This is a genomic window from Myxococcus llanfairpwllgwyngyllgogerychwyrndrobwllllantysiliogogogochensis (assembly GCF_006636215.1).
GTDB lineage: Bacteria > Myxococcota > Myxococcia > Myxococcales > Myxococcaceae > Myxococcus > Myxococcus llanfairpwllgwyngyllgogerychwyrndrobwllllantysiliogogogochensis.
Genome location: NZ_VIFM01000096.1, coordinates 1 through 15,188 on the forward strand (window position 1 = coordinate 1; position 15,188 = coordinate 15,188).

Annotated in this window: 13 protein-coding genes; 2 read left to right on the plus strand and 11 right to left on the minus strand. The window is 70.3% G+C overall.

The genetic code is table 11. The features are described 5' to 3' along the window. Positions 1-1,396, minus strand: a 1,396-nt coding sequence (locus tag FJV41_RS23195) for a heparinase II/III family protein (RefSeq protein WP_181790862.1), incomplete at its 3' end; no start/stop codon positions are given. Between the two features lie 252 nt (positions 1,397-1,648). Between FJV41_RS23195 and FJV41_RS23200 the strand changes: the two genes are divergently transcribed. After that, positions 1,649-2,617, plus strand: coding sequence for a histidine kinase dimerization/phospho-acceptor domain-containing protein (locus tag FJV41_RS23200; RefSeq protein WP_141644716.1), 969 nt, complete (start codon positions 1,649-1,651; stop codon positions 2,615-2,617). A gap of 6 nt (positions 2,618-2,623) precedes the next feature. Here FJV41_RS23200 and FJV41_RS23205 read toward each other — a convergent pair whose 3' ends face one another. From FJV41_RS23205 to FJV41_RS23230, 6 genes are read right to left on the minus strand one after another with little or no spacing between them, the layout of a single operon-like run. Beyond that, on the minus strand, positions 2,624-5,170 hold the full coding sequence (locus FJV41_RS23205) for a hybrid sensor histidine kinase/response regulator (RefSeq protein WP_141644717.1): 2,547 nt from the start codon (positions 5,168-5,170) through the stop codon (positions 2,624-2,626). Between the two features lie 9 nt (positions 5,171-5,179). Beyond that, on the minus strand, positions 5,180-5,740 hold the full coding sequence (locus tag FJV41_RS23210; protein WP_141644718.1) for a chemotaxis protein CheW: 561 nt from the start codon (positions 5,738-5,740) through the stop codon (positions 5,180-5,182). A 7-nt stretch (positions 5,741-5,747) separates the two neighbouring features. After that, positions 5,748-6,158 (minus strand): response regulator, encoded by a 411-nt coding sequence (locus tag FJV41_RS23215; protein WP_141644719.1) that lies wholly within the window; start codon positions 6,156-6,158, stop codon positions 5,748-5,750. Further along, complete coding sequence (locus tag FJV41_RS23220) at positions 6,155-7,759, minus strand: methyl-accepting chemotaxis protein (protein ID WP_246137365.1); 1,605 nt, start codon at positions 7,757-7,759, stop codon at positions 6,155-6,157. The genes FJV41_RS23215 and FJV41_RS23220 overlap by 4 nt, the downstream gene beginning before the upstream one ends. A 31-nt stretch (positions 7,760-7,790) precedes the next feature. Beyond that, a complete protein-coding gene (locus FJV41_RS23225; RefSeq protein ID WP_141644721.1) occupies positions 7,791-9,152 on the minus strand; it encodes a CheR family methyltransferase in 1,362 nt (453 codons plus the stop codon). Continuing rightward, positions 9,149-9,715: a chemotaxis protein CheW gene (locus FJV41_RS23230; protein WP_141644722.1), complete on the minus strand. Its 567-nt coding sequence runs from the start codon at positions 9,713-9,715 to the stop codon at positions 9,149-9,151. The genes FJV41_RS23225 and FJV41_RS23230 overlap by 4 nt, the downstream gene beginning before the upstream one ends. A gap of 246 nt (positions 9,716-9,961) precedes the next feature. On the opposite strand from FJV41_RS23230, the gene FJV41_RS23235 reads away from it, so the two are divergent. Beyond that, positions 9,962-12,016, plus strand: a complete 2,055-nt coding sequence (locus tag FJV41_RS23235) for a TonB family protein (RefSeq protein WP_141644723.1) — start codon at positions 9,962-9,964, stop codon at positions 12,014-12,016. A 37-nt stretch (positions 12,017-12,053) separates the two neighbouring features. Here FJV41_RS23235 and FJV41_RS23240 read toward each other — a convergent pair whose 3' ends face one another. Genes FJV41_RS23240 through FJV41_RS23255 form a run of 4 tightly spaced genes read right to left on the minus strand, consistent with a single transcriptional unit; the run spans position 12,054 to position 15,181 of the window. Then, on the minus strand, positions 12,054-12,773 hold the full coding sequence (locus tag FJV41_RS23240; protein ID WP_141644724.1) for an HAD family hydrolase: 720 nt from the start codon (positions 12,771-12,773) through the stop codon (positions 12,054-12,056). 10 nt (positions 12,774-12,783) lie between these two features. Next, complete coding sequence (locus FJV41_RS23245) at positions 12,784-13,743, minus strand: myxosortase-dependent metalloprotease, MXAN_2677/MXAN_2678 family (RefSeq protein ID WP_141644725.1); 960 nt, start codon at positions 13,741-13,743, stop codon at positions 12,784-12,786. Beyond that, positions 13,740-14,621 (minus strand): myxosortase-dependent metalloprotease, MXAN_2677/MXAN_2678 family, encoded by an 882-nt coding sequence (locus tag FJV41_RS23250; protein WP_141644726.1) that lies wholly within the window; start codon positions 14,619-14,621, stop codon positions 13,740-13,742. The genes FJV41_RS23245 and FJV41_RS23250 overlap by 4 nt, the downstream gene beginning before the upstream one ends. Next, positions 14,618-15,181, minus strand: coding sequence for a hypothetical protein (locus tag FJV41_RS23255; protein ID WP_141644727.1), 564 nt, complete (start codon positions 15,179-15,181; stop codon positions 14,618-14,620). Before FJV41_RS23255 ends, FJV41_RS23250 begins: the two co-directional genes overlap by 4 nt. Positions 15,182-15,188 lie beyond the last annotated feature (7 nt).

Here is a 15,188-nt window from a genome sequence, read left to right on the forward strand (position 1 = left end):
CGCCCACCCCGCGCTGCCCCTGCTTGCCCGCGCTCACCGTGACGACGGCTCCCGCGCCCCGCAGCACGTGGAAGCCTCCCTCGGGAAAGCTCACGGACAGCGGAGGCGCCGCGGGCGACAGCCGACGGTGACGCTCCAGGCCCGCCTGGCCCAGGAGCCACGCCGCCTCGTCCGGCGGCTCGCCGCCTCCCAGGCCCGCGTCTCCGAAGAGCGCCGCGCCCAGGCCCACCAGATAGCCCTGCTCCAGGTCGCCCCGCTCCCGCAGGGGGAAGACGCGACCGGAGTCGTTGTCACCCAGCTGCGGCGCCAGCCCCGTCTCCGAGCACCACGCGCGCACGGCATGGAACATCCTGCGCAGACGCGTCTCATAGGCCGTGCCCAGCGCCACGCCCGAGCCCCGCGCCACCAGCAGCGCCAGGGTGAACAGCTCCACCGACAGCCGGTGGTAGGGAATGGAGCCCTCGAAGGACGTGCCCTCGACGTGCACCTGCGCGGACATCTGCTCGCACAGGCCCGACACCGCCACCGACACCTGGCGCGACGTGTCCGGCAGTTGGGGGAAGAGCAGCCCCACCACGAGCAGGCCGACGTAGTTGGAGACCAGGTGGTTGTTGGGCACCGCGCCCCGGTCCTCGAGATGCGCTTCCACCCAGGACAGATGGTCCGCGAGCGAGCCCAGCACCGGCACCAGGAACTCCGGACGGCGCACCACGGCGGCATCGGAGAACATGACCAGCGCCTGCGCGAGATTGGCCGCGCGCAGCGCCACCTCCATGGCGCACGTCCAGTGGACGCCCTGCCCCACGGGATTGGCCTGCAGGAAGTCGAGCACCTGCATGGCGAAGGCGGAGGACAGCCTGTCTCGCTCGTCCGGTGACTTCTCCACCCAGTAGCCCTGGGCCAGCGCGATGGCGCTGTCGAGCCGCCCCATCACCCAGGGGTACTTCGGGTCATTCCCCTTCGAGTGGAGCGGCATCCGCTCCACGGGGGCCAGCGGATATCGGTGGCCACTGAGCGCGTCCAGCGACCAGTCCACCGGGCGGCCCTCACCAAAGGCGACGTGCGTTCCAAAGACGTCCCATTCCTGACGGAGCGCGGCCTGGGCGCGGGCCCTGGCACGCTCACGCGCTCCGGGAATGGCCGCGAGCGCCTCCAGCACGGAGTCACGCTGGGACAGCTCACACCAGACACGGGAGGCTCGATTGCCGAGGGCTCTTTCCGCCAGCTCCTCCGCACGGGCCGCGCCGAAGGCTTGAAGCAGCAACACCTCATCGGTGCGCTCGCGCCTTCGATATCGCGCCTGCCGTGCCACGCCTTGCACTCGCCGCATCGCACTGAGGGCCAGGGCCCCCGGAGCGAGTCTTGCGATTGCCGCGTAGTAGTCGAGAGTCCCCATTCGTCCCTTCCGCCGCCCGTCGCAGTGGCCGTTAGCAAGGGTCCGGCCAAGGGGTGCGCGCGAGGAGTTGAGCGGGGTTGGGCGATCACCCTGCCCCGCGGGACAGTAAAAAGTCGGGAGCCCATCGGCGCACGTGGGTAAAGGATTGCCGGTAGGCGTCCCTTTCTTTGCCCTCCGTGGGCAGTGTTGCGCCCTGACCGAGGCGTGCCCATACCTCTGCGCGTGCAAGCCGGTGCTTGGAGTGGGCGGAGCGTGGACCCCACGCTCGACGCAGGGGTGGAGCAGGCGCTCGCGGCGGTGGCCGAGCGCGCGCTGCGCTGTGGCTCCCATGCGGGGATGGAGTTGCTGCTGCGCGAGACGCTCCGGCTGACGGAGGCCTCCGGCGCGGCCCTCTATGATGGGCGCACCTGCGTGGCCAGGGCGGGCACGGGCGTCGCCGGTCCATCGTCAGGAGGCGGACGGCTCCTGAAGGTGTGGCCCGAGCGAACAGGACGCTCGGACGGACAGGTGCTCGAACGGCTGTCCGCCTTCGCGAGCGCCCTGCTCGCCGCGCATGCCCGCGAGTCCGCCGCCGAAGCCCGCCACGCGCGCCTGTTGGCCTCACGACGCGAACAGGAACGCAACGCGGCCAGTTGGGAGCAGCGCCGCTCGCTCGCGGCACATGACCTGCGAACCCCGTTGATGGTCATCAAGGGCTACCTGGACATGATGATGAAGGGCACCGCCGGACCCTTGAGCGCGACGATGCAGCGCTATCTGGACCGGATGATGCGCTCGGCCCAGGACCAGCGGGCCCTCATCGACTTCCGGCTGGGACGAGGCAGCGCCACGGACCTGTGTCCACTGCTCCACTCGGCATTCGGCCCCGATACGAAGCGGGCGTCCCGGTGGAGTGTCGCGCTGGCGGTGCCGGACCGGGCGGTGATGGTGAAGGCAAGCCCGGCGCAGTTGGAGGCCTGGGTGCGAGCCCTGGTGCGCGGGCTCGCGTCGACGCATGCCACGTCCGTGACACTTCAACTGGAGTTGCTCGAACCCATGCGCTGCTGGCGACTGGCCGCCTCGACAGAAGGAGGACGCGAGCCAGGTGAGCGCCCGTTCATGTTGCTGGGAGAACTCACGCGGCGACTCGGCGGCAGCGTGCGCTCCCCTGCCCCGGGCGGACACCCGTGGGTCCTCCAGCTCCCGGCGGAGCTGGGACCTCCGGGAGCCTCCGGTTCCTGAGCGACTTCAGCGGGTCGGCAGGAGCTGCCGCACGAGTTCGAGCAGCTTGCCGCGCTCCACCTCGCGCTTGACGAGGTAGCCGTCCGCGCCCGCCTCGAGTCCCGCGGCGCGGTCCTCCGGACTGTCGAGCGAGGTGACGAGGATGACGGGCGTGGAATGCAGCGTCGGGTGGGACTTGATGCGTCGGGCGAGCCCCACGCCATCCAGTCGCGGCATCTGCCAGTCACTCACGACGAGCTGACACGGCGTACGCTCCAGGATGCCCCACGCTTCTTCGCCGTCGGCCGCGGTCACCACCGGGAAGCCGGCAATCTCGAGCAGCGACTTCATGGCGAAGCGCGTGGTGAGCGCGTCGTCGCACACGAGGATGCGCGGACGCCGCACCTCCGCCGCCATCGAGCGCGTCTCCGGCCGGGCCACGCGAACGAGTTCCGGCGCGTTGAGCACCGGCACCACGCGTCCGTCATCCAGCACCGCCGCGCCGGCGAGGTGCCGCACGGTTTGGAGATGTTTGCCCAGGGAGCGCACGACGATTTCCTGCTGCCCCACCACCTCGTCGATGGCGTACAGCACCTTGTCGCCGCCGACGACGATCAGCGCCGCCGTCTGCACGTTCCCCGACTCGATGGCCAGGGGAAGCCGGGGCAGGCCAATGGCCTCCGCCAGCGGCAGGAAGGTCAGCTGCGAGCCGTCCACGCGGGCCACCACGCGCCCCGCCACCGTGCCCACGTCCTCGGGCTTCAGGCGCAGCACGCGCTCCACGCTGTCGGAAGGAATGGCGGACACCGTCGTGCCCGTGCGAACCAGGAGCCCCAGCGCGGAGGCCAGCGTCAGCGGCAGGTCCACCGTGAAGCGCGTGCCCCGGCCGGCCCAGAACTCCACGTCGACGGAGCCCTGGAGCCGCGCCGCCATGGCCTGCACCACGTCCAGCCCCACGCCGCGTCCCGAGGTCGCCGTCACCTGCTCTCGCGTGGAGAAGCCCGGCTGGAACACCAGCCGCGCGGCCTGCGCGTCGGAGAGCCGGGCGGCCTCTTCTTCAGACAACAGCCCCCGGCGCACGGCCGTGGCGCGCACGCGCTCCGGTGACAGGCCGTAGCCATCGTCCTCCACCACCACGCCAATGCGCGCGCCCCGAGGCTCCACTCGCACCGTCAGGCGGCCCGTCTCCAGCTTGCCCGCGGCACGCCGCTCCACCGGAGACTCCAGCCCGTGGTCGATGGCGTTGCGCACCAGGTGCAGCAGTGGGTCCTTGAGAGCATCGAGGATGCGCCGGTCCAACCGCACATCGCCGCCGGTGAGCTCCAGCGCCACGTCCTTGCCCAGTCGCGTGGCCACCTCGCGCACGGTGCGGCGCAGCGGCTCCAGGAGCTGGGACGCGGGCACCATGCGCAAATCGCGCAGGTCATCGCGCGCCACCTGCGCCACCAGCGCCAGCTGCTCGCCGTCGCGGTGCGCCTCGCGCGACACCTCCAGCAGACGCTTCTGCATCGTCCGCATCAGCGCCACGCCCGAGCGCAGCGACTCCAGCGCCGGCCCGCCACCCGCCAGCGTGAGCTGCGACGACGCGCGCTCCAGGTGTCGCAGCACCTCGTGCGTCCCGTCCGACAGGGCGCGATAGCCTTCCGAGCGCCGCGCCTGCTGCGCGCGCCCCGCCACGAGCAGCTCCACCTGGAGCGCCAGCGACTCGAGCGTCTTCACCGCCACGCGCACCGTGTGGTCGGCCGTGGTGCCTCGCACCTCCGGCTGCGGCGCGGTCGTCTGCGCGCCTGGGGTGCCCGAGTCAGCGGGAGTCGGCGCGGGCACGGCACGCAGCGCATCCACCGTGCGCGCCATGTTGCCCTGCGCCCCACTCTCTTCCAGTTGGGCCCGCAGCTCCACCAGCGTACCGGCCACGTCGGAAGCGGCCAGGCTCGCCGCGTCACCTCCGGGCTCCATGCGCGCGAAGCCCAGCGCGGCGGACTCGGCCAGCGTCGCCAGTCGCGTGGCGCCGGACTCCTGCGCCGCGCCTCGCAGCGTGCGCGCCCGCTCCATCGCCTTGCGCACGACGGCCGCCCTGTCCGGGACGTCCGGAGAGCAGAGCGCGCCGAGCGAGGCCTCGAGGAAGTCCAGCGCCTCCATCCCCTGGGCGGACAGGCCCGAGGCCACCGTCGTCGACTGGGGAATGGAGACGTCGCGCCCCAGCAGCTTCAGGAGCGCGCTCAGGCCCTCCACCTCGGGAGACTGGCCGGAGTCACCCCGGGCCATGGCCGCTTCGATGCCGGACAGGCCGCGCAGCATGGACTCCACGGCGGCGCGAGGCAGGCCCGTATCCGGCTCGATGTGGGTCAGCCCGTCTTCGATGGCGTGCACCACCTGCTCGATGTCGTCCAGCCCCAGGCTCGCCGCCGAGCCCTTGAGGCTGTGCACCAGTCGCTTGAGCGAGGGCAACAGGTCCGCCTCGCGCTCGCGAGCCGGGCCCTCCAACCCGAGCACCTTCGCTCCAATGGCTTGGATCTGCTCACGCGTCTCCGCGGAGAACACCGGCCAGATGCTGCGCAAGAGCTGCGGGTCCATGTCGCGCCTCTATTCCCGCGCCTGGCCGGCCGGGCCTCCGAGCTGCTCCAACTCCAGCACTGTCAGCCGGTCCGGAGTCAGGTACAGGAAGGGTCCCGGCGGGGGCTCCGAGAGCTCGGACTTCGGCAACTCCTTGCGGCCCTCCACCAACTCCGCCGCCAGGCCGAACGTCTCCTCACCGACCTCCACCACCACGATTTTTCCCAGGTCCGACATGCCGCCGCCCTCCAGCCCGAGCAACTGGCGGAGGTCCAACACCGGCACCACCCGCGAGCGGCTGGCCAGCGCGCCCAGCACATGCGGCGGCGCACCGGGCAACGGGGAGATGCCACGCGCTTCCAGCACATGGTCCACATGCTCGATGCGCACCGCGTAGCGCTCGCCTCCCACCTGGAAGGCGAGCACCGACAGGACCTCGTGGTGCTCCTCGTGACGAGATTCGGCCAGGGCGCGCGCGCGGGCGCCGAGCACCTCGCGGCGCTTGTCCGCGCTCACCCCGGGCGCGTGGGAAACGTCGAGCTGGGGCTGGGGGCCCAAGGAGTCGTTCACCTTGACCTCGTCACTCGGCATGCGGGCATCACCGGGTCTTCGCGGGCAGCTTCAACATGTCACTCACCTTCGAGCGCAGGTCATCCACCGACACCGGCTTGTTGAGGAACGCATTGGCACCCACCAGTTTGCCCTTCTGGCGACTCGCGTCGTCCTTCAGGGAGGTGAGCATCATGAAGGGAATGTTGTGCAACTGGGTGTCCGCGCGGACGGCCGCGCACAGGGCGAACCCGTCCATCAGCGGCATCTGCACGTCGGAGATGATGAGATCGGGCTTGAGGTCTCTTGCCTTGCTCAAACCCTCCACGCCGTTGGGCGCGTCGAAGAACTCCAATCCCCATCCCATCAGGTAGACCTGGAGCAAGTTGGTGATGGTCCTTGTGTCCTCGACGATGAGGACCTTCAAGGCCTGTCGTGACGTCGCCACGTTCGCGTTCATAGCTGGTACCTACCCACCAGGTCCGAGAAGCGCTTCGAGAGATTGGTCAGGTTTCCAGCCACCTGTTCGATGCGTCGCGTCCCTATGACGGAGTCTCCCATGGCGGACGTCAGCTCGCCCATCGCCGCGGCGATTTGCTCGACGCCAATCGTCTGCTGCCGGGTATTGCCGGCGATCTGTCGGGCCGCTCCGGACGACTCGCGAATGACTTCGGACAGTCCGAGGATGGCCGAGCCCGCGCCGCGCGCCAGCTCCATCGCGGCCTGTGCCCGCCGGCTTCCCTCTTCCGTCGCGCTGACGGCCGCGCGCGTTCCCTTCTGCACTTCGTTGAGCAGTCCGCGCACCTGCTCCGCGGCCAGTCGGGACTGCTCCGCCAGGGTACGCATCTCGGTGGCCACCACCGCGAAGCCGCGCCCGTGTTCACCCGCCTTGGCCGCCTCAATGGAGGCGTTGAGCGCCAGCAGGTTGGACTGTTCAGCGACGTCCTTCACGGTGCTGATGATGTCGCCAATCTGAAGGGTGCGCTCACTCAGGTCGGTAATGGACAGGGCGATGGCCTTCACCTGCTCGCCCAGCTTCTCCATTCCGGCCACGCTCTCCGAGACGACCTTCTGGCCCTCGGTGCTGAGCACCTCCGACTTCTGCGTCTGGGAGATGACGGAGTCCGCGTAGGCGGTCGCCTGCTTGGACGTCTGGGCGATTTCGGCCACGGTGGTGCTCGTCTCGCTGATGGCGGACGCCTGCTGGTGCGCCATGGCCGACTGCTGCGTGGACGTGGTCAGCACCCCGACGGCTTCCTTCTCCATCTCCGCCGCCGCGCCGCGCAGGTCCTCCAGCAGGTGCGCCAGGCCCTCGGACATGGCCGCGAAGCTGCGCGACACCTCGCCAATCTCATCCGAGGCCACCGTGTCGAACTGCTGGCGCAGGTTGCCACCCGCGATACCCGACGCCGCGCGCGCCAGCCGCTCCAGCGGGACGACGAGCAGCCCCGACATGAACCACGACGCCAGCAGGCACGCGGACAGGATGAAGAGTCCGAGCACCAGGGTGAAGCGGGTGGTGCCCTTCAGCGCGTTGGTGAGCGCCTCCTCGTGGAGCGCCACCTGCACGGTGCCCACGCGGCGGTTGGAGCCCCCTTGCGGCGCGAGCACGGGCACGGTGGACTCCAGCACCGACTCGCCGTGGATGACGAGCCTGCGCTCCACCGCGTCCTCGCCCTCGGCGGACGCCTGGTCCGCGCCCGCGAAGCGCTCCGCGGCGACCTCCGCCAACAGCTCGCCCTTCGCATCGCGCACCAGCACGTAGGCCACGTCGGGCACGTGGCGCAGGACGCCGTGCGCCGTGGCCTGGATGCGGCTTGCGTCCTGGTTGGCCACCAGCATGGGCGCCAGCGTCCTGGACAGCTCCGAGCTCACCGAGCGCGAGCGCCGCGCCAGGTCCTCCCGCTGCGCGCCGCTCATCTGCACCCAGAAGGCGAGGATGAGGATGCCGGCCACCAGCACGCCCGTCACGCCCGTCACGGCGACAATCTTGAAACGCAGGCTGAGGCGTCCCACCGCGAGCCGTCCCGGCAGCGTCAGCTTCGTCTCTTTGTCGTCCACGTTGCCTCCCACCGGTGAAGGACGCGCGCCATCAGCGCACACCCTGCCAGCCGGACTGCGTTCTTGGAGCCAGGGCCTGTCGCAGGCCTCCGGCGGTCATCGTTTCCACTCCGCGCAACGGCTGCTCGTCGTCCAGCCCATCGAGCGCGCGCAGCGCATTCTGTCGTGCGCGCTCCGCGTCCTCGGGCCGGTCCATGCGCCCATAGAGCGCCACCAGCGTCGCGTGACCGAGCGCCAACCTCGGGTCCAGATACAGCGCCTTGCGCACCGCCTCCACCGCCCCGTTCAGCTCTCCGCGCCCTTCCGCCACCATCGCCAGCAGCAGGTACGCCTCCGGCACCAGCGCCTTCGCGGCCTCACGCGCCAGCGCCTCCGCTTCCTCGAACTGTCCGGCCCGCGCCGCATCCACCGCGCGCGCCATCGGGTCCTTGAGGGCGGAGACGGGGGGCGTCGCCGCCTGGGCCACGACGACGGGCTTCGGCGGAGGCTCCACGGGGGGCGGAGGACGAGGCGGCAGCGCTCGCGCCGCGGCGCGCAGGGCCGTGGCGGCGTCGCGAACAGCGCGCGGAGTCGGCGGCGCGGGACGCGTCCATCCGGGAGGAGGCACCCTCAGCGCCACGCTGCCCTCGGCGTCCACCGCCTCCAGGCCCAGCCCGTTGGTGAGGGGCACCTCGGCGGGCGAGACGAAGAGCAGCCCCCCCGGCGCGAGCACGGAGACGAAGTGCTCCAGCACCCGCCGCACCAGCTCCGGTGGGAAGTAGATGAGGACATTGCGGCAGAAGATGGCGCTCGGTGCGCTCAGGGGTGGCGGCTCCGTGGCCAGGTTGTGGCGGCGGAACTCCACCATACGCCGCACCTGGGCCACGACGGAGAGCTGTTCGCCCCGAGGCTCCAGGAAGCGCCGCTCCAATTCCGGCTCGATGTGGCGCAGGGACCAGGGGCCATACAGCCCGTCCCGCGCGCGCTCCAACGCCCGGCCCGACACGTCCGTGGCCAGCACGCGGAACTGCCCCTCCGGCACGCCCGCCGCGAGCAACGCCATGGCGATGCTGTAGGGCTCCTCGCCGCTGGCGCAGCCCGCGCTCCACACCTGGAAGAACGGGCCGGCCTGGGGAAGCGCCAGCCTCGCGAGCGAGCGAAGGTGCTCCGGGTGACGGAAGAAGTACGTCTCGCCGATGACGGCGTACTCGATGAAGGTCTCCACCGCCTGCGCGTCCCGCCGCAAGAGGCCGCGCAGGAAGGACGCGGGCTCCAGGCCGCGAGACTCCGCGGAGCGCGCCAGCGCCGTCTCCAATGAGCGTCGCAGGCTGTGCGCGAGCGTCAGGCCGCAGGCGGCCCGGAGGACCTCCTCGACCTTCACGAGCGTCGCGTCATCGAGGACGGCCTCGCTCACGTCTCCTCCGACCCCACCAGCACCGCGGAGATGCGCAGCAGCGGGCGAATCCCCTCGGGCGTCCGGCACAGGCCCGCCATCAACCCGGTGCCATCCCACGGCAAGGCCACGTCACCATCCGGAGTGCCCTCCACGAGCACCGGCGCCTCGACGAGGTCGCGGACCCTGTCCACCAGCACGGCGACCGGCCGAGCGCCCTTGCAGATGACCAGGTGCGCATCCAGCGCCGGCTCGCGCGTCACGCCCAGCAGCACGGCCAGGTCCACGGCGACAGCGGGGCTTCCTCTGTAGATGAAGGTCCCCGCGACATGAGGGGGGGCTCCCGGCAGCGGCTCCAGCTCCACCAGACGGACCACCTCCTGGACCGCGTCCGCCACCAGCAGCGCGCTGGTGCCCGCCGCGTCCAGGGTGAGATAGAGGCCCGGCAGTCGCAGCTCTCCCGACAGGGAGACCAGCTCCTGGCGCAGTCGCGCCTGCTCGACCTCCAGCGCGCCAAGACGCTCCTGAACGGAGGCGCGGCGAAGCTGTGCATCCACGACGGGGGAGTTGGGGGTGTCTGCCATGGGGGGCGTCCCCGCCCGCTTCAGCCCTGGCGCGCGGGTGGACTCACGGTAGTCCGGGCCGTGAAGGAGTTCAATGCGGGGTGAAATGGACCGTCCCACACCCGACGGCCCAGGTGTGTGCTGTCAGCCGCCTTGGTACGTCGTGGATCCGCGAGGCCGGGAGTGCGTCCGGAAGTGGAGATATGGTTTGATGCGTACCCGGCACACTCCTGGAGAATCCATGTTGCTTGTAGTCAGGGGGTACGAATGATCAAGGGCGACTCGCCGAACCCCGAGACGCCCGCCGCGACGGGCGCGGATCCGCTCATCGGCCGGACCCTGAACGGTCGATTCAGCATCCTGGATCCCCTGGGCATCGGCGGCATGGGAAAGGTCTACCGAGCCCTCCAGGCCCCCCTGGAGCGAGTCGTCGCGCTCAAGGTCCTCAACCCCAGCTACTCCAGCACCCGGGACCCCGGCTTCCAGAAGCGCTTCCTGCGCGAGGCCTCCCTCACCTCGAAGCTGCGCCATCCCAACACCGTCACCGTCATCGACTACGGGCAGACGGACGATGGCATCTTCTACATCGCCATGGAGTACCTGGACGGCCGCACGCTGGCCCAGGTGCTCGGGCAGGTGGGGCCGCTGTCGTGGTCGCGCGCCATCGCCATCACCCAGCAGATCTGCCGCTCGCTGCGCGAGGCGCACAGCCTGGGCATCATCCACCGGGACCTGAAGCCCGCGAACATCATGCTGCTCAACGAGCAGGATCAGGACCTGGTCAAGGTCCTGGACTTCGGGCTCGTGAAGTCGGTGGCCGAGCCGCAGGAGGGGCAGATCGCCCCGGAGATCACCCAGAACGGCACGTTCCTCGGCTCGCCGCAGTACATGGCGCCGGAGCAGGCGCGCAACGCGACGGACGCGCGCAGCGACGTGTACTCGCTGGGCATCGTCCTCTTCCAGATGCTGATGGGGCGCCCGCCGTTCATCGCGCGGGACCACATCGAGCTCATCTTCGCTCATTACAAGGAAGCCCCGCCCACCTTCCAGCAGCTGCGCCCGGACATCGCGGTGCCGCCGGAAATCGAGGCGGTGGTGCGTCGCTGCCTGGAGAAGGACCCGGCGCGTCGCTTCCAGACGATGGACGAGCTGCTGGAGGGCCTGCGCGAGGCGAGCATGTCCGCGGGCGGCAACAGCGGCATCTTCAAGCGCCCCGGTGGCGCGACGACGACGGGCCCCTACCCCTCCCCGCTGTTCTCCAGCGCCGGCAGCTCGGGGACGGACTCTGGTGACACGCTCGCGGTGGACATCAGCGTGGAGGTGCCGGTGGCGGTCCAGCGCGCCCGTCAGCGCACGCTGGCCATCGGCGGACTGGGCGGACTGGCGGTGGCGGGACTCGTCGCCGTGGGCGCCGTCTTCTTCATGAGCAACAAGGACCCCGTCAAACCGCCGGAGACGAAGCCGGAGGCGGTGGCGCAGGCCCCCGTGCAGGCTCCGCCCACGGCGCCCGCGCAGGAGGCGCCCATTCCGGCCGGCGCGCACAAGGTCCGCTTCAAGCTGATGAGCCAGCCCAGCGGCGCGCGCGTCTTCTACCGGGGCAAGGAGCGCGGCACGACGCCCTTCACCCTGGAGCTGCCGGCGGGACAGGACGGCTCCATCACCGTGGAGCTCACCTTCGCGATGGAGGGCTACCAGATGGAGACCGTCGTCACGGGCGGCTCCGGTGACGTGGTGCTGTCGCAGAAGCTCCAGAAGCGCCGGGGTGGCGCGGGTCGGGGCGGTGGCGTGGAGGTGGCGTCCGTCTCCGCCGCCACGGACGAAGTCGAAGTGGCCGAGCCCGTGGCGACGCCGGGTGGAATGTCCGCGCCGGTGCTGCTCTCGCCCACCCAGGCGATTGCCGCCGAGCCGGCGGCTCCGCAGACCGCGGGCGGCGTGGGTGCGGCGGCGGCGACGCAGGCCAAGGGCGTGTCGGGCGGGCTGGCGGTGCCGGTGCTGCCCACCGCGGCGCTCGCCTCCGCGCGCGGCGACGTGCTGCCCTACAACGAGGACATGTCCCGCCCGGAGATGGTCGACCAGAGCAAGGACCTCGTCTACACGCGCGAGGCGATGGCGGCGAAGGCCGAGGGCGTGATGATTGTCCGCTGCACCATCACCACCAAGGGCCGCGTGGAGAAGTGCCGCGTCATCAAGTCCGTCACGTACATGGAGAAGCCGGTGCTGGATTCGCTCCAGTCCCGCACCTACAAGCCCATCATGTACCAGGGCCATCCGGTGAACGTGGACTACACCTTCAGCATGCGGTTGGTCGCGCCGCGCCGCTGAGGTCCGCGCGACTCGCCGGGCCTTGGGCGTCGCGCGCTCAGGGCCCGGTGGAAGGCACCACCGGAGGCGCGGGCGGCAAGGACATGGCGCCCCCTCCGGATGGAACACCCCAGCTCACCACCGGCCAGCCTCGCTTCCGGGCCTCGCGCTTCAGCCGGTGGTCGGGATGCACGGCCACCGGCCGCCCCACCACCTCCAGCACGGACAAGTCGGAGTAAGAGTCCGTGTAGAAGGCACACGCGGCCAGCGGCACGCCCACTTCGCGAGCGTAGCCCTCCGCGTACGTGAGCTTGCCCTCGCCGAAGCAGATGGGCCCCAGCGGACGGCCCGTGTGCAGACCTTCGGCATCCACCTCGAAGCGGTTGCAGAGCACCGCGTCCAATCGCAGCTCACGCGCCACCCACTCCGACAGGTAGCCCGACGAGGACGTCAAGAGCGCCAGCCTGTCACCGGCGCGGCGGTGCTCCTCCACGGCGACGAGCGCACCCGGGCGATAGAGCGAGCGCACCGTCTGCTCGTAGAAGTCCGCGGTGCGCTGCTGGATGGGACGGGCCCGCGAGCCCGCAAGCAGAGCGACCGCGCGCTCCAGCGCGTCCCGCATCGACACGAAACCCAGGTGGTAGCGGGCAATCCACAGGCTCGCGCGCACGGCCTGCCACCGGGTGATGTGCCCCAGCTCCAGCTCGCGGCGGACCCACAGCGAGCCGGAGTTGGCGGCAATCAACGTCTTGTCGAGGTCGAAGAAAGCGACAGCCACGTTCTTCGTTCTAAGTCCGCTCGCGTGTGGACGCAGTGCCATCCCGACGTCCGCCCGTCCGCCGCCTCCCGCGCAAGAAGGCTAGGGCAGCCAGCCAGGCCCCCATGACACCCGCGCCAGGAGCGGCGGCGCAACCGGTGCCCCGCCCGTCCGCCAGGAGCACGATGCCCGCCTCCGCGCGCATGAGGCACTGATTGGGTGGAAGGCCCCGGGGATAGATGGAGCAGAAGCCGGCGGCGGAGCCCGCGTCGATGATGCGCTTGCGCGTCTCGCCCGGCGGCGCGGTGGGCTCCATGGTGGCTCCGGAGATGGGCACGTGGTCCAACCCCACGACGTGGCCAATCTCATGCGTCATGGTGTTCTGCAGGTCCGTGGCCACGCAGTTCGTGGCCGGGACGCCCAGGCACGGCGGCGAGTCCACCGTGGTGAAGAGGAAGCCCGTGCTGCCTCCGGGCTGGGACGCGTTCAGCTCGATGTCCGAGTCGAGCACCCGGCCGTCGGTGAAGCTGAACGTGGAGGTGGTGAGGCCGATGGTGCCATCGCCGTGCTCCCAGCACGTGTACTGGTTTCCGCACGTCTCCGCGTCCCAGCACGGGTCGTCCGCCGCGACGACGTCATCACACGACGTCTCGCGGAACGTGACGATGTTGTAGTTGGCGAAGGGCCGCTCCTGGTCGTAGCCCACGACCACGGGAAGGCTCCAGTCGTCACCGCGCTTGAAGGCGTAGTCGCTGCACGTCTTCGACACCTGTCGCCAGGACTCGAAGGACGCCTCGATGGCGGCGACCTCGGTGTCCCCCGGCGTGCGCGCGCTGCCGTCCGCGTCCAGGTGGTAGATGTACTCGCGCACCGGCCACAGCAGGCACAAGGGCCTGCCGGGAACGACGGTGCGACGATAGGGGAACTCCTCCTGCGCCAGGGCGGGCGAGGAGGCGAGGAGCACAAGCCCCAGCAGCCACCGCACGCTCATGAGCGGCCCTCCCGCGCACGACGTCGCCGCCACAGCACCCAGGCCATCAGCACGGGGCCGAGCGACGAAGCGCCTGTCGCGGAGCAGCCCCCACCCTTGGGTCCCAGCTCGTCGTTCATCACCGGATGCAGACACGCCTGACTGGCGCCGCCCTTGGCGTAGACGGAGCAGACGAAGTCGCGGGAGCCGGAGTCGATGGTCCGCTTGGACACTTCTCCGGCCTGAGCGCTCGGGAACATCGTGGAGCTCGCGAGGCGCGTGTGGTCCAGGCCGACGAAGTGACCAATCTCGTGCGTGGCGGTGTTCTGCACGTCGGTGGAGACACAGTTCGTCGTCACGGGAGGAAAGCAGGTGGGCCCATTCGCCGTGGTGAAGACGTACTGACTCGCGTTGAAGGAGATATCCGAGTCGTAGATGATGCCCGAGCGCTTGTCGTACGTCGTCAGGGTGATGGCGAGGGTGCTCTCGTCGTCATCCCAGCAGTCGTATTGATTGCCGCACGTCTCCGCCTTCCAACACGCGTCCGTGGCCGCCACCAACGCGCTACAGACCTTCGTGCGGAAGAGCACCACGTTCTGGTTCTGCTGTCCGCGCAGATAGCCCGCCTTGCGCTCGTCGATGACGGGGCCCTGCCGCAGCGTCAGGTTGCCGCAGGCGGCGAAGATGTCCTCCCAGCTCTGGAAGGCGACGCGGATGGCCTCGAACTCCGTGTCGCTCGTCGTGTCCGGATTGCCGAAGCTGCTCTGGTTCCAGGTGATGCTCGGCTGCGTCCAGTACAGACACTGGGTGGCGTCATCGCCCGGGGTCACCCGACTGCGGACATAGGGGTCGAACTGTCCCAGCACGAGGACCGCGAGCAGGGTTGCCGCGGGCGTCACGGCGCCGGCTCCGTCAGCGCGGCGCGGATGGCCGCCTTGAGCTCCGCGAGGGTCCTCGGCTTCTCCACCACCGTGCTCGGCTGACGCGTGACGGGGTCCAGCAGGAGCGCCTCCGAGGGCTCCGGGACGGCCATCGCGGGCTTGCCCGCCTCCTCGCGCACGACCTGGTACTTGCCCTGGGCCTGACCGGAGAGACGGAAGGCCTGCGTGCCGCGCTTGCGCAGGAAGATGACGACCTCCTCGCCCGTTTTGAACGATGCGAGCCCGTGCACCACCTGTCCGATATCGCCCACCTGACCGCCGGGCTGCGTCACGAGCACCGTGCCCCCAGGCTGTCCCTTGAGCGGCTCCTTCACCTCGACTTCGACGTCGGTGACGATGCGCCGACCATCACCGCTCCATCGGCTCTCCACTCGACGCACGACCCCGTGAATGACGGCGTCCGAGTCCCGGGAGAGCTGCGACAGGTCCACCCGGAGCTGCGTGGTGGCGGCCGCGGGCAGGGCGCCCAACAGCGCCACCGTCACCATCCCCATGCGAAATAGCTGACGAATCGACATACGCTTT

Excerpts from the sequence above, each read along its gene's own strand:
- FJV41_RS23255 (WP_141644727.1), bottom strand. The coding sequence starts at position 15,181 with ATGTCGATTCGTCAGCTATTTCGCATGGGGATGGTGACGGTGGCGCTG.
- FJV41_RS23210 (WP_141644718.1), bottom strand. The coding sequence starts at position 5,740 with ATGCCGAGTGACGAGGTCAAGGTGAACGACTCCTTGGGCCCCCAGCCC.
- FJV41_RS23235 (WP_141644723.1), top strand. The coding sequence starts at position 9,962 with ATGATCAAGGGCGACTCGCCGAACCCCGAGACGCCCGCCGCGACGGGC.
- FJV41_RS23245 (WP_141644725.1), bottom strand. The coding sequence starts at position 13,743 with ATGAGCGTGCGGTGGCTGCTGGGGCTTGTGCTCCTCGCCTCCTCGCCC.
- FJV41_RS23215 (WP_141644719.1), bottom strand. The coding sequence starts at position 6,158 with ATGAACGCGAACGTGGCGACGTCACGACAGGCCTTGAAGGTCCTCATC.
- FJV41_RS23230 (WP_141644722.1), bottom strand. The coding sequence starts at position 9,715 with ATGGCAGACACCCCCAACTCCCCCGTCGTGGATGCACAGCTTCGCCGC.
- FJV41_RS23205 (WP_141644717.1), bottom strand. The coding sequence starts at position 5,170 with ATGGACCCGCAGCTCTTGCGCAGCATCTGGCCGGTGTTCTCCGCGGAG.